This is a genomic window from Peribacillus sp. TH27, assembly GCF_016650915.1.
GTDB classification, from domain to species: Bacteria; Bacillota; Bacilli; order Bacillales; family DSM-1321; genus Peribacillus; species Peribacillus butanolivorans.
Genome location: NZ_JAEKEV010000002.1, coordinates 1337945 through 1352923, shown reverse-complemented (window position 1 = coordinate 1352923; position 14979 = coordinate 1337945). Strand labels below are relative to the sequence as shown.

12 protein-coding genes are annotated in these 14979 nt (G+C 41.6%); all 12 read left to right on the top strand.

Annotated elements, in window-relative coordinates:
• The first annotated feature begins 18 nt into the window (after positions 1-18).
• The 12 genes from JFU24_RS07875 (at position 19) to ftsY (ending at position 14862) form a co-directional block, all read left to right on the top strand.
• The gene (locus tag JFU24_RS07875) at positions 19-1689 is read left to right on the top strand and encodes a DAK2 domain-containing protein (RefSeq protein ID WP_201249826.1); all 1671 of its coding nucleotides are present in this window, start codon (positions 19-21) and stop codon (positions 1687-1689) included.
• A 216-nt stretch (positions 1690-1905) separates the two neighbouring features.
• Complete coding sequence (gene sdaAB, locus JFU24_RS07870) at positions 1906-2568, top strand: L-serine ammonia-lyase, iron-sulfur-dependent subunit beta (protein ID WP_201181477.1); 663 nt, start codon at positions 1906-1908, stop codon at positions 2566-2568.
• A gap of 37 nt (positions 2569-2605) precedes the next feature.
• Positions 2606-3490, top strand: coding sequence for an L-serine ammonia-lyase, iron-sulfur-dependent, subunit alpha (gene sdaAA, locus JFU24_RS07865; protein ID WP_053345285.1), 885 nt, complete (start codon positions 2606-2608; stop codon positions 3488-3490).
• Positions 3487-5538 carry an ATP-dependent DNA helicase RecG gene (gene recG / locus JFU24_RS07860; protein ID WP_201181475.1) on the top strand — a complete coding sequence of 684 codons (2052 nt, stop codon included), beginning with the start codon at positions 3487-3489 and terminating at the stop codon, positions 5536-5538. The genes sdaAA and recG overlap by 4 nt, the downstream gene beginning before the upstream one ends.
• A gap of 121 nt (positions 5539-5659) precedes the next feature.
• Positions 5660-6217, top strand: coding sequence for a transcription factor FapR (gene fapR / locus JFU24_RS07855; protein ID WP_056526665.1), 558 nt, complete (start codon positions 5660-5662; stop codon positions 6215-6217).
• A 24-nt stretch (positions 6218-6241) separates the two neighbouring features.
• Positions 6242-7231 (top strand): phosphate acyltransferase PlsX, encoded by a 990-nt coding sequence (plsX, locus tag JFU24_RS07850; RefSeq protein ID WP_056526668.1) that lies wholly within the window; start codon positions 6242-6244, stop codon positions 7229-7231.
• Between the two features lie 24 nt (positions 7232-7255).
• Positions 7256-8197, top strand: coding sequence for an ACP S-malonyltransferase (gene fabD / locus JFU24_RS07845; protein ID WP_201181473.1), 942 nt, complete (start codon positions 7256-7258; stop codon positions 8195-8197).
• 2 nt (positions 8198-8199) lie between these two features.
• The gene (gene fabG, locus JFU24_RS07840; RefSeq protein ID WP_098175375.1) at positions 8200-8943 is read left to right on the top strand and encodes a 3-oxoacyl-[acyl-carrier-protein] reductase; all 744 of its coding nucleotides are present in this window, start codon (positions 8200-8202) and stop codon (positions 8941-8943) included.
• Between the two features lie 56 nt (positions 8944-8999).
• On the top strand, positions 9000-9233 hold the full coding sequence (locus tag JFU24_RS07835) for an acyl carrier protein (protein ID WP_053345291.1): 234 nt from the start codon (positions 9000-9002) through the stop codon (positions 9231-9233).
• 269 nt (positions 9234-9502) lie between these two features.
• Entirely contained in the window at positions 9503-10243 is a 741-nt protein-coding gene (gene rnc, locus JFU24_RS07830; RefSeq protein WP_053348012.1) for a ribonuclease III, read from the top strand.
• A gap of 24 nt (positions 10244-10267) precedes the next feature.
• Entirely contained in the window at positions 10268-13831 is a 3564-nt protein-coding gene (gene smc, locus JFU24_RS07825; RefSeq protein WP_201249825.1) for a chromosome segregation protein SMC, read from the top strand.
• A 26-nt stretch (positions 13832-13857) separates the two neighbouring features.
• Positions 13858-14862: a signal recognition particle-docking protein FtsY gene (gene ftsY / locus JFU24_RS07820; RefSeq protein ID WP_056526680.1), complete on the top strand. Its 1005-nt coding sequence runs from the start codon at positions 13858-13860 to the stop codon at positions 14860-14862.
• Positions 14863-14979: the final 117 nt, after the last annotated feature.

Genomic DNA, 14979 nt, shown 5'->3' with positions numbered 1-14979 from the left:
CAATAGGAGGAAAGTTTTGTGTCAATTACAAGTTTAAACGGAATGCGCTTTGCAGAAATGATCATTCAAGGAGCCAATCATTTAGCAGCTAATGCCCAAATGGTTGATGCATTGAATGTTTTCCCTGTTCCGGATGGTGATACTGGAACAAATATGAATTTATCAATGACTTCCGGAGCGAAGGAAGTACAAAATAATGTGCAGGAACATATCGGGAAAGTGGGTACTTCTCTTTCAAGAGGCCTATTAATGGGTGCACGCGGTAATTCTGGGGTTATCCTTTCACAACTTTTCCGAGGTTTTGCTAAAGCGATTGAACATAAATCGGAAATTAATAGTGAAGAATTTGCCCAAGCTTTTGATGCAGGTGTTCAGACAGCGTATAAAGCCGTTATGAAGCCTGTTGAAGGTACCATTTTAACGGTTGCGAAAGATGCTGCCAAGCAAGCGGTTTCATCGGCAGCTAAGCACCAGGACCTTATTCAGGTAATGGAAGAAATCGTAGCTGAGGCAAATGCTTCACTAAAACGCACACCTGATCTTCTTCCTGTATTAAAAGAAGTGGGAGTTGTTGACAGTGGCGGACAAGGGTTGGTTTTCGTGTATGAAGGCTTCCTTGCTGTATTGAAGGGTGAAGCTCTTCCTGTCCGATCAGCAAACGGTCCAAGCATGGATGATTTGGTCAGTGCCGAGCATCACATGAACGTGCAAGGACATATGAACACTGAAGATATCGTGTTTGGCTATTGCACAGAATTCATGGTCCGATTGGAAAGTGACAAGCTGGCTAACAATTCGTTTGATGAAGAAAAGTTCCGCAACGATTTAAGTGAATACGGAGATTCATTATTAGTCATCTCTGATGATGAAGTTGTAAAAGTACATATTCACTCAGAACAGCCTGGTAACTGTCTTAATTATGGACAGCAATATGGTAGTTTAATCAAGATGAAAATCGATAATATGCGCGAACAGCATACAGCGATTGTTGGTGAAACGAATGCGTCGCTTCAAACGAAGCCAAAGTCGAAAGAAAAATACGGTGTTGTGTCGGTAGCTATGGGCACAGGTATCAGCGAGCTATTCAAAAGCATCGGTGCTAAATCGGTTATTGAAGGCGGACAAACGATGAACCCTAGCACAGAAGACATTGTTAAAGCAGTCGAAGAGGCGAATGCCGAACATGTCATCATCTTACCTAATAATAAAAATATTATTATGGTCGCCAATCAAGTCGCAGATGTTCTGGGAGATTATGTGACTGTTATTCCTACGAAGACAGTGCCACAGGGCATGGTCGCATTGTTGGCTTTTAATCCATCACAAGATGCTTCTGAGAATAAAAAGGCGATGATTGAAGCCCTTTCACATGTGAAAACGGGTCAGATTACTTATGCTGTCCGGGATACGAACATTGATGGCCTTACAATCAAGACCGGAGACTTCATGGGAATCGATGAAGGAACCATCAAAGTGAAAGATAAAGACAAATCTCAGGCAGCAAAGGACCTTCTTTCTGAGATGATCAATGAAGATTCCGAAATCCTGACCATTTTATATGGAGAGGATGCAACTAAAGAAGAAGTAGAGGACCTTGTTGCATTTTGTAATGATAATTTTGAAGACGTTGAAGTTGAAGTCCATAACGGAAAACAACCGTTATATTCTTTCATTTTTTCAATTGAATAATTAAGGCATCATTAAAATAAGGGACTGAACCGTCGCTTTGTTATGATACTGTAAGAATAAAAGGCAATAAACTGCATATGTCATTAGGCTATGCAGTTTATTTTTGCGATATAGGATAATAAACAGCTTTGATGGAGCGACTGTAAATCTGGGTACTATATAAATAACTCCCAGCGTGTTCCTTTGAGTTCAGTTCTAAAGAAGGAGGAGTAGATCATGAAATTTAGAAGTGTATTTGATATCATTGGCCCAGTAATGATTGGTCCTTCTAGCTCTCATACAGCAGGAGCTGCAAGAATCGGTAGGGTAGCCAGGAATTTATTCAACAGGGAACCAAAATGGGCCCGTATTTCCTTTTATGGTTCATTTGCCCAAACCTATAAAGGCCACGGAACAGATGTAGCCATTGTAGGAGGCCTGCTTGATTTTGATACATTTGACGAGAGAATCAAAGAATCTCTTGAAATAGCTCGTAAAAAGAAAATGAAAATTACTTTTCGGGAAGAAGAAGCCGTCCCGGAACATCCTAATACTGCGAAAATAACGGTGGGAGATGATGATGGTGAGCTTGAGCTTGTCGGAATATCGATTGGAGGGGGTAAGATCGAGATTATCGAATTGAATGGGTTTAAATTGAGGCTTTCTGGCCATAACCCTGCAATACTGGTTGTTCATGATGACCGCTATGGTGCAATTGCCAATGTTTCAAACATTTTAGCTAAGCATCAAATTAATATTGGCCAGATGGAAGTGTCCCGCAAAGAGAAAGGGAAGATGGCTTTGATGACCATAGAAGTGGATCATAATCTAGAAGACCTTGTCATCGATGAAATTGCAGCACTCCCTAACATTACTCAAGTGGCAAGGATTGTTGATTAATAGGGCAATCGTTTCCACTTAGGAAGGAGAGGATAATATGTTTCGAAATGTAGCGGAATTAGTAGAATTAGCAGAATCAAAGCAGAAAAAAATATCAACTCTCATGATTGAACAGGAAATGGAAGTAACGGGTAAAAGCCGTGATCAAATTATCGATCAAATGGGAGTTAACTTGGATGTGATGGAACAGGCTGTTGAAAAGGGACTGCAAGGTGTACGTTCTGTTTCAGGCCTTACAGGTGGAGATGCAGTTCTTCTTCAGAATTACATTAAATCTGGAAATGCTTTATCAGGTGAACTGTTGTTGGATGCGGTCAGCAAAGCTGTGGCAACAAACGAAGTGAACGCAGCTATGGGGACTATCTGTGCAACACCCACTGCAGGTTCTGCTGGTGTGGTACCTGGCACCCTTTTTGCTTTGCAAAATAAATTAAAACCGAATCGGGAACAGAAAATTGAGTTTTTATTTACAGCAGGTGCGTTTGGTTTTGTTGTAGCGAATAACGCATCCATCTCTGGAGCGGCAGGAGGCTGCCAGGCGGAAGTCGGCTCGGCTTCGGGTATGGCGGCTGCAGCAATCGTTGAATTGGCGGGAGGGACGCCAGCACAAAGTGCAGAAGCGATGGCAATTACTCTAAAGAATATGCTTGGTCTTGTGTGCGACCCGGTTGCTGGGCTCGTGGAAGTACCGTGTGTGAAGCGAAATGCAATGGGTGCAGCAAATGCAATGGTTGCCGCTGATATGGCGTTAGCAGGGATTACAAGCCGGATACCGTGTGATGAAGTCATCGATGCGATGTACAAAATCGGACAAACGATGCCGTCAGCTCTGAGAGAAACAGCACAAGGAGGTTTAGCGGCTACACCGACTGGACGGGAGTTGGAAGCAAAGATCTTTGGCTTGCCGCTAAATAAAAAGTGAACGTTGCTTTACAGGAACCCATAACAGCAGTTAAAGGCATTGGGGGTGAAACGGCTGCGGCCTTGCAGGAAATGGAGATCCATACCGTCGTAGATCTCCTTGAACATCTTCCTTATCGCTATGAAGATTATCGATTGAGAGATTTAGAAACGGTTGAACATGATGAGAGGGTTACTGTAGAAGGGAAGATTCATACGGTTCCGACTTTAGGTTACTTTGGGAAGAAAAAATCCAGGCTGACGATCAAATTACTTACAGGCAGATATTTGATAAATGTCATTTTTTTTAATCAGCCTTATCTGAAACCGAAGCTTGCGATTGGCGAAACCGTCACGGTGACTGGAAAGTGGGACCGACATCGCCAAACCATTACTGGCTCCGAATGTCATGTCGGGGACCATAGTCGGGAAAAAGAGTTCGAACCCGTGTATTCAGTAAAGGGAAATATTACTGTAAAAGGGATGCGTCGCTTTATCGCCAATGCTTTTTCTCAATATGGGGCCATGATTGAAGAAAATTTGCCACCACAGCTGTTGGCCACATACAAACTGATGCCGCGTAAAGAAGCTCTTCGCATGATGCATTTTCCTATATCGGCTAATGATGTCAAACAGGCCAGACGCCGTTTTGTGTATGAAGAATTTTTATTCTTTCAATTGAAAATGCAGGCGCTTCGTAAAATACAGCGTGAGCAGTCAAAAGGAACTGGACAGGACATTGAGGGAGAGCAAGTGAATGCATTCATAAAAACCCTACCTTTTCCTTTAACAAACGCTCAAAATAGGGTCGTCGAAGAAATTTTAAATGACATGAAATCTCCTTACCGGATGAACCGTTTGCTTCAAGGGGATGTTGGGTCAGGAAAAACCGTGGTTGCCGCTGTTTGCTTAAATGCAACGATTTCAGCTGGTTTCCAAGGCGCACTTATGGTCCCAACTGAAATTTTGGCTGAGCAGCACACTCAATCATTGAAGGCAATGCTAGAACCCATCGGAGTAAAGGTAGCCTTGTTGACGAGTTCAGTGAAAGGCAAGAAGCGCAGAGAACTATTACAGAATCTTGAATCAGGGGAACTAGACCTTTTGATAGGAACTCATGCATTAATCCAGGATGAAGTGAATTTTAGGAACCTCGGTCTTGTCATAACCGATGAACAACATCGTTTCGGGGTGGAGCAGCGTCGTATCCTTCGTGAAAAAGGCGAAAATCCAGATGTTCTATTTATGACGGCAACACCAATTCCGCGTACGCTTGCGATTACTGTGTTTGGAGAGATGGACGCTTCGACCATTGATGAAATGCCGGCTGGACGCAAAGCTATTGAAACGTATTGGGCGAAGCACCAAATGCTTGATCGGATTTTAACTTTTGTGGAAAAGGAACTTAAGCAGGGTAGACAGGCATACGTCATTTGTCCTTTAATTGAGGAGTCGGAAAAGCTTGATTCTTTACAAAATGTTCTTGATGTTCATGCAATGATGACACAGTACTTTGCGAACCGTTATAAAGTAGGGCTTATGCATGGGCGTTTGCCAGCGGATGAAAAAGACGAAGTAATGCAGCAATTTAGTTCCAATGAAGTGCAAATTCTTGTCTCGACAACGGTTGTCGAAGTTGGCGTAAATGTCCCTAATGCAACGGTGATGGTCATTTATGATGCTGAACGCTTTGGTCTATCCCAGCTACATCAGTTGCGAGGGCGTGTAGGACGGGGAAGTGATCAGTCTTTTTGTATTCTTCTGGCTGATCCGAAGACAGAAGTCGGCAAAGAACGAATGAAAATCATGACCGAGACAAATGATGGCTTTGTCCTATCCGAGAAAGATTTAGAACTTCGAGGCCCCGGGGACTTTTTCGGCAAAAAACAAAGCGGGCTTCCTGAGTTCAAAGTAGCCGACATGGTCCACGATTACCGGACCCTAGAAGTTGCTAGGACAGATGCCGCAAAATTGATTGCCTCACAAAGCTTTTGGCATTCACCAGAATATGCACCTCTAAGGGCTTATTTAGAGAGAACAGGCGTATTAACTGGAGAAAAGCTGGATTAATGAATAATAAAGAAAGCCATTAACAGATTGCGAGAATTTCTACAATATCTTGCAATCTGTTTTTAAAATATATATACTACTATTAGTACCTAGTCATAATACTACGGATGGTGACCTTCAAATGCGAAGAAACAAGAAGGAACGCCAGCAATTATTAATCGAAACGATTAAACAGAATCCTTTTGTAACGGATGAGGAGCTGGCTGAAAAGTATTCGGTGAGCGTCCAAACAATTAGGCTCGACCGTCTTGAATTATCGATACCGGAGCTTCGAGAACGTATTAAAAGCGTGGCCGAGAAAAAATTCAGTGACGAAATTAGAGCTTTGCCTTTGGATGAAATCATCGGGGAAGTAATTGATCTTAATTTAGATGAAAATGCAATTTCTATTTTAGATATAAAAAAAGAGCATGTCTTTAAGCGGAATGGAATTGCAAGGGGACATCACCTTTTTGCCCAAGCAAATTCTTTAGCTGTCGCGGTTATCAATGATGAACTGGCATTAACAGCGAAAGCATCCATTTTATTTACTCGTTCTGTTAAAGAAAATGAAAGAGTGGTAGCTAAAGCGAAAGTTAAAAACGTGGACCACACTACAGATCGTTCCGTGGTGGAAGTCAGAAGCTACGTGGGAAATGAACTGGTTTTTAAAGGCGAGTTCGATATGTATCGCTCTTAACTTTCTAGAAAAGGATGAAAGAACATGAAAATAACGATAGATGCAATGGGTGGCGATAATGCTCCCAAGGCACAGGTGTTAGGGGCAATGAAAGCTGTCGAGGCCTTTTCCGATGTAGAAATAACCTTGGTAGGCAATAAAGCTGAAATTAGTCCATACTTAACGGAACATGACCGGATAAGTGTTATACATACAGAAGAAAAGATTTTAAGTACCGATGAACCAGTTCGTGCAGTTCGCCGCAAGAAAAGTGCTTCGATGGTATTGGCAGCTCAACAGGTGGCTGACGGAGAGGCAGATGCATGCATTTCTTCCGGTAATACAGGTGCATTAATGGCTGCAGGCTTGTTTGTTGTAGGTAGAATAGAAGGAATTGAACGTCCTGCATTGGCTCCGACCTTACCGACAATCGATGGAAAAGGTTTTGTTCTTCTTGATGTAGGTGCGAATTCCGATGCGAAACCGGAGCATCTGCTTCAATTTGCCATAATGGGTTCTGTATATGCAAAAAAAGTACGAGGTATTGAAAAGCCCCGCGTCGGACTTTTGAATATCGGGACTGAAGAAAAAAAAGGAAATGAACTGACGAAGCATGCTTTTACATTGCTGCAGCAATCATCAGAAATTTCCTTTATCGGTAATGTAGAAGCAAGGGATCTCCTTAACGGACCTGCAGATGTAGTCGTAACGGACGGCTTCACTGGCAATATGGTATTGAAGACCCTTGAAGGTACGGCTATGAGTGTCTTTAAAATGGTAAAAACAGCGTTGATGAGCAATCTGAAGAGTAAGATTGCTGCAGCGCTAGTGAAACCGGAACTAAAAGGCATTAAAAATAAAATGGATTACTCGGAGTATGGTGGTGCCGGCTTATTCGGTTTGAAGGCACCTGTCATTAAGGCGCATGGATCTTCCGATGCGAACGCTGTCTATAATGCAATTCGCCAGACACGTGATATGGTTAGCCATGACGTCATTCCAACCATTGCGAAGACGATAGAAAAAGATCAATAATTTATAGAGGTAGGGGATTAACTGATGGGTAAAATTGCTTTTGTCTTTCCAGGACAAGGTTCACAGTCAATAGGAATGGGTCAGAACTTATTTCAGGAAAACGAGCGAGCTCAGCAAATTTTCCGAACAGCGGATGAAAAACTTGATTTTCCACTTTCTGAGCTTATCTTTAATGGAACACAACAAGAATTAACGGTAACCTACAATGCGCAACCCGCATTATTGACTACAAGTTATGCCTTTGTTAGGGCATTAGAAGAAGAAGGCATCAAACCCGATTTTACGGCAGGACATAGTTTAGGAGAATATACTGCATTAGTAGCGTCAGGTGCTATTTCTTTTGAAGATGCCGTTTATACTGTCCGTAAGCGTGGCGAATTCATGGAAGCTGCGGTACCGAATGGTCAAGGCTCAATGGCTGCGATTCTAGGAATGGACCGTGAAGCACTTACTGAAATAACTGCTGAAATTACTGTAACAGGGGAATCTGTTCAATTAGCTAATATAAATTGTCCGGGGCAAATTGTCATTTCAGGGACTACAGAAGGCGTAAAGCTGGCTAGTGCAAAAGCAAAGGAAAATGGAGCAAAGCGGGCACTTCCACTTGAAGTAAGCGGGCCGTTTCATTCAGAATTGATGAAACCAGCGGCTGAGAAATTACAGAATGTACTTGATGAAGTGAGCTTTCAACAAGCGGAAATACCAGTGATTTCAAATGTAACGGCAAACCCTATTACCGCTCCGGCAGAAATTAAAGAAAAATTAATTGAACAGCTGTACTCACCTGTACTTTGGGAAGATTGCGTAAAAAAACTACTTGAATTAGGTGTTGATACGTTCATCGAAGTAGGTCCTGGAAAAGTATTAGGCGGATTAATAAAGAAAATTGATCGTTCTGTTAACATTTACTCAGTTTCCGATCTAGATACTCTAACTAAAACAGTTGAAGCATTGAAGGGGGTATAAGCATGATCTTAGAAGGTAAAAAAGCACTTGTAACTGGAGCATCCCGTGGTATTGGAAGGGAAGTTGCTTTAGAACTTGCTCGACAGGGAGCAGATGTTGCTATCAATTATGCTGGCAGCGAATCGAAAGCCAATGAAGTGGTAAGTGAAATCAAGGCATTGGGCCGTAAAGCATTCGCGATTCAATGTGATGTTGCAAATAGTGAATCGGTAACAAGCATGATCAAAGAGGTCATCGAACAGTTTGGCCGAGTAGATATTCTAGTTAATAATGCTGGTATCACACGTGATAACCTACTGATGCGGATGAAAGAAGAAGAATGGGATTCAGTCATTAATACGAATTTAAAAGGTGTGTTCCTTTGCACAAAAGCAGTCACTAGACAAATGATGAAGCAACGTAGCGGAAGGATCATCAATATGGCATCAATCGTCGGCGTTAGCGGAAATGCAGGGCAGGCTAATTATGTAGCGGCCAAAGCTGGTGTGATCGGCTTGACTAAAACTACAGCCAAGGAACTTGCATCAAGAGGGATTACGGTCAATGCGATTGCTCCAGGCTTTATCTCGACGGATATGACAGGGGAATTGCCTGAAGATGTCCAAAAAGCGATGCTGGATCAAATTCCACTGGCACGTTTTGGTGACCCTAAAGACATAGCTGCAGTGACGTCTTTCCTGGCTTCAGATGCAAGCAAATATATGACTGGACAAACACTTCATGTTGATGGCGGCATGGTTATGTAGATTTTCTTGATTTTTTTCAAAATTAATTTATAATGTTTTGAGGGGAGGTGAACACATTGGCAGATGTATTAGAAAGAGTAACTAAAATCGTTGTAGATCGTTTGAACGTTGAAGAATCAGAAGTGAAACTTGAAGCTTCTTTCAAAGAAGATCTTGGTGCCGATTCCCTAGATGTAGTCGAACTAGTTATGGAATTTGAAGACGAGTTTGATATGGAAATTTCGGACGATGATGCTGAAAAAATCGCCACAGTAGGTGATGCTGTGAATTACATAAAAAGCACTATGTAATGAAATGTCCTTTGACTAAAAGCTCCGTTTTTTAACGGAGCTTTCTCTTATACTTAAAGAAGCCTGAAGCAGCGGCCGATTTTAAGGGAATAAGTATACATCCAACTGAGCCTCCGTCTGCCTAGCTGTAAGCCGGCCGGCTAGTTTTCATTAAGCGGATTATACTGTATGATGGTACATAGGAAGGCTTGACAGGAATTCCTGCCAAGTTTCTTTTTATATATTGGAAAAATATGTTTTTTTTGAACCGTTGTGGAGGGTTTTGTGTGATACGTAGGAACGGAAATAATCGTAAACCATCAATCAAAGATAATAAATTTAAACAGTTACAAGAAAGTTTAGGTTTCTATTTTCAAGATGAAAATTTATTGAAACAAGCTTTTACACATTCATCTTATGTGAATGAGCATCGCCGTAAGCCTTATGAAGATAACGAAAGGCTTGAATTCTTAGGAGACGCTGTACTTGAACTGACTATATCTAAATACTTGTATCAAAAATATCCGATGATGAGTGAAGGGGAGCTTACAAAATTAAGGGCAGCCATTGTCTGTGAGCCATCACTTGTTGCCTTTGCCAATAGTCTTTCTTACGGGGAATATGTATTACTCGGAAAAGGGGAAGAAATGACAGGCGGAAGAGAACGTCCTGCCATGCTTGCGGATGTATTTGAAGCTTATATAGGGGCTTTGTACCTCGATCAAGGATTAGAGCCAGTTGTGCAGTTTTTGAAAAATGTTGTATTTCCGAAGATAGACGAGGGTGCTTTTTCTCATGTGATGGATTATAAGAGCCAGCTTCAAGAGCTCATACAGAGAGATGCTATCGGTGTCCTGCAATATAAAATTTTGCATGAAAAAGGGCCGGCCCATAATCGTGAATTTGTTTCGACTGTCTCTTTGAATGGAGAAGATTTGGGTTCTGGAGTAGGAAAATCGAAAAAAGAAGCGGAGCAGCATGCTGCCGAGCACGCATTGATCGTTTTAAAAGAAAAAAGCTCAACAAGATAGTTGAACAGTAGAGGAGGAAAGGTCATGTTCCTCAAACGCTTGGACGTTGTAGGATTTAAATCTTTCGCAGATAAAATTTCGATTGATTTTGTACCTGGTGTCACGGCAGTGGTTGGACCAAACGGAAGCGGTAAAAGTAATGTGACCGACGCAGTCCGATGGGTACTTGGAGAGCAGTCTGCAAAATCGCTGCGTGGTGCAAAAATGGAAGATATCATCTTTTCAGGAAGTGACACGAGAAAAGCGTTAAATTTTGCAGAGGTGTCCTTGACCCTTGATAACGAGACCAATACCCTGCCGATTGACTTTCATGAAGTCAGTGTGACAAGACGGGTGTATCGATCGGGTGAAAGTGAATTTTTCATTAATAATCAAGGTTGCCGACTGAAAGATATCATTGAATTGTTTATGGATTCTGGTCTTGGTCGCGAAGCATTTTCTATCATTAGCCAAGGGAAAGTAGAAGAAATCCTAAGCAGTAAGGCAGAAGAAAGACGTGTTATCTTTGAAGAAGCAGCCGGCGTCTTAAAATATAAAACAAGAAAACGTAAAGCTGAATCGAAGCTAACGGAAACACAGGATAACTTAAACCGGGTCCATGATATTCTCCATGAATTAGAGGGCCAAGTGGAACCGTTAAAAATTCAATCTTCCCTCGCCAAGGAATATTTGGAGAAGAAAGAGGAGCTTGAACAAATAGAAGTAGCTTTAACCGTTTTTGAAATAGAAGAACTTTATGCAAAATGGGAAAGCTTGTCCCAAGAGCTTGAAAAACATAATGAGATGGAGCAACAAATGGGTGGCCAGCTTCATGAGCGGGAAGAGCATCTCAAAAATGTCCGGGGCGATCTAGCCACACTTGAGACATCAATTAATGGACTTCAGGAAATACTGTTGAATGCGAGTGAAGAGCTTGAAAAGCTTGAAGGCCGTAAAGAAGTATTGAAAGAACGAAAAAAAAATGCTGCCCAAAATAAGTCACAGCTTGAAAAAGCGATCGTAGAAGGCGAAGCAGCGGTTGAGCGTTTGTCTTCACAAAAGGAAAGAGAAACGGAAATTCTAAATGCACTCAACTCCGAAGTAAAGGGCATACAAGAAATTTTACATGAAAAGCAAAAAAGCCTAGGCCTATTCAATAGCGATATCGAAGCCATGATCGAAGTGAAAAAGAGTGACTACATCGAGTGGTTGAACAAGCAAGCATCGGCAAAAAATGAAAAGCAATACCTGCTTCAGCAGCTTACACAGCAGGAACATAAAAATGCCAAGCTTGATCAGGAAAACGAAAAGTTTTTAAAGGAAAGAACAGATATCACCGCAAAAAAAAAGGAATATACACAGCTGATGGAAAAGGTGACCAAGCAGCTTGAAGACCATGTTTCTTTTTTCCGAAATCAGCAGAATAAACTAAATGCAGCAAAAGATACGTATCAAAAACAAGAAACGACACTATATAAGGCCTATCAATTCCTTCAACAAGCAAAATCACGCAAAGAGCTGCTTGAAGAAATGGAAGAGGATTATGCAGGCTTTTTTCAAGGTGTTAAAGAAGTTTTAAAAGCGAAAGAAACCCTTCGAGGCATTGAAGGGGCAGTTGCAGAATTAATTAAGGTTCCAAAGGAATATGAAACGGCCATTGAAACGGCACTGGGTGGAGCGATGCAGCATGTGGTTGTAGAGCGCGAAGAGCATGCACGTGAAGCCATCTCCTTCCTGAAGAAAAATCGGTACGGCCGAGCGACTTTCTTGCCTTTATCAGTCATAAAAGGAAGAGAGATTTCACCGAACCAATTATCGATGCTGAAAAACCATGCTGCTTTTGTCGGGACTGGTTCATCATTAATCCAATATGATGAAAGACATGCAGCAATCGCGGCAAACCTACTTGGCACCGTCATTATCACGACAGATTTAAAGGGTGCTAATGACCTGGCAAAAATGGTGCAGCACCGTTTCCGCTTTGTAACGCTTGAAGGGGATGTCGTCAATCCAGGTGGTTCAATGACAGGTGGAGCGCTTAAGCAAAAAACAACCTCTCTGCTTTCAAGGAAAACTGAATTGGAAGAACTGCACCAAAAACTTGCCGCCATGGAATCGAAAACGAACCAGCTTGAAAAGCAGGTCAAACAGTTTAAAGTGGATGTTGGTGTTCAAGAGCAAACGCTTGAACAAACCAGAAAAGCAGGTGAAACCCTTCGTTTACAAGAACAATCTCTAAAGGGTGAACTTCGTGAAGTGGAGCTGCAGGAAAGAAATGTGAATGATCGTCTGCATCTTTATGATTTGGATAAAAATTCATATTTAGAAGAGCAACAGCAAAAAACAGCTAGACTGGAAGAATTGGAAGAGCTCTTGGATTCATGTAAAACTGAAATTGAAGAGCTTGACCGATTAATTGCTGATATGACGAAACAAAAACAATCTCAACAAACCTCAAAAGAGAGCCTTTCTGAAGAAACAAATGAGTTAAGAGTTACATTGGCCTCTAAACGTGGACAGCTACAAAACCAAAAAGAAAAGATGGAGCGCCTTGAATCTGATCTTGAAAAAGAAACAAGCAGACTTGCTGAAAATAAGGATGATTTGGGACTCTTGACTAATGAAATGACTGACAGTTCGAGTGGAGAAGAAACACTTGAGGATATGGCACAGCAGAAATTGCTTGATAAAAATAGAGCAATTGAAGAAATTTTTGTGAAAAAACAAGAAAAAGCCGAAATGCAATCGCAGGTTGAAGCGTTTGAAATATCCTTAAAAGAGGAAAGCCGTCTTTATAAGGGTATCGTTGAAGTGATTAAGGATGAAGAGGTTAAACTAACCCGACTTGATGTGGAATTAGAAAATCGGCTAGACCATTTACGCGAGGAATATACGCTATCCTTTGAAGGGGCTAAAGAACAGTATCCATTGGTGATGCCTGTAGAAGAAGCTCAAAAGAAGGTGAAGCTCATCAAACTTGCCATCGAGGAATTAGGGACGGTTAATTTAGGGGCTATTGAGGAATACGCGCGTGTGGCCGAACGCTATGAGTTCCTTCTTAGCCAAAAGGAAGATCTTCAGCAGGCGAAAGATACATTATTCCAAGTTATCGATGAGATGGATGATGAAATGAAACGCCGCTTTGCGGATACCTTCTATGCGATTCGTGAAGAGTTTGAGCAAGTCTTTAAAGCGTTGTTTGGCGGGGGTAGAGCTGAGTTGAAGCTGACAAATCAAGATGATTTACTTAATACGGGAGTAGATATCATTGCTCAGCCACCGGGGAAAAAATTGCAGAATTTAAGTCTCTTATCCGGTGGAGAACGAGCGTTGACCGCGATTGCACTTTTATTCTCCATTTTAAAAGTTCGACCAGTGCCTTTCTGTATCCTTGATGAAGTCGAGGCAGCTCTTGATGAGGCGAACGTAGTACGTTTCAGCCAATTTTTAAAGAAATTCAGTAGGGAAACACAGTTTATCGTGATTACTCATCGTAAAGGTACGATGGAGGAGGCAGATGTCCTCTATGGCATTACGATGCAGGAGTCAGGTGTCTCCAAACTCGTTTCCGTCCGCATGGAAGAATCAGAGAACTTTGTAGAAGTATAAATTCATGAATTAGAGGAAGTGGGACAATGAGTTTTTTCAAGAAGCTAAAAGAAAAATTTACGACCCAGGAAGAAAAAGAAGTAGAAGTATCCATTGGCGAAAAATTTAAGCAAGGTTTAACTAAGACGAGGAATTCCTTTACTGGACGGGTTAATGAACTCGTTGCCCGTTACCGGAAAGTGGATGAAGACTTTTTTGAAGAACTTGAGGAAATCCTTATCCAGGCTGACGTAGGCTTCGATACGGTAATGGAATTAATCGATCAATTAAAAATGGAAGTGAAACTCCGCAATATCTCTGATACGAGAGAAGTGCAATCTGTTATTTCCGAAAAACTTGTTGAAATCTATCAAGGTGATGAGGAAGAGACATCAAGCCTGAACATACAAGAAGATGGTTTAACTGTCATTCTGTTTGTCGGAGTGAATGGGGTAGGTAAAACAACGACAATTGGTAAACTTGCTCATAAGTTTAAGGCAGAAGGTAAATCGGTTGTATTAGCAGCTGGTGATACATTCCGTGCCGGAGCGATTGAACAGCTCGAGGTATGGGGAGAACGTGTTGGTGTCAGTGTAATCAAGCAAGGAGAAGGTTCTGATCCTGCCGCGGTTATGTTCGATGCCATTCAGGCTGCTAAGGCACGTAAGGCGGATATCCTGATTTGTGATACAGCTGGACGTTTGCAAAATAAAGTGAATTTAATGAAGGAATTGGAAAAGGTGAAACGTGTAATTGAACGTGAAATACCTGGTGCACCACATGAAGTGTTACTTGCTCTTGATGCAACAACAGGACAAAATGCGCTTATTCAAGCGAAGACGTTCAAGGAAGCGACCAATGTTTCTGGAATAGTCTTAACGAAGCTTGATGGCACAGCGAAAGGTGGAATTGTCTTGGCAATCCGCAACGAGCTATCTATTCCCGTTAAATTTGTCGGGCTTGGTGAAAAAATGGACGATCTTCAGGAATTCGATGCTGAGAAATATGTATACGGCCTCTTTGCTGATATCATTGATAAAGAAGAAACTTAATATTTTTTGGTAGTCCGGAAGGGATTTTCTCTTCCGGATTTTTTTGTCAATTTTTTTTGCGCATCTCCATTACTTTTTGAAATTCGCTTTACTTTTTTCCTAAATACTGTATACTTT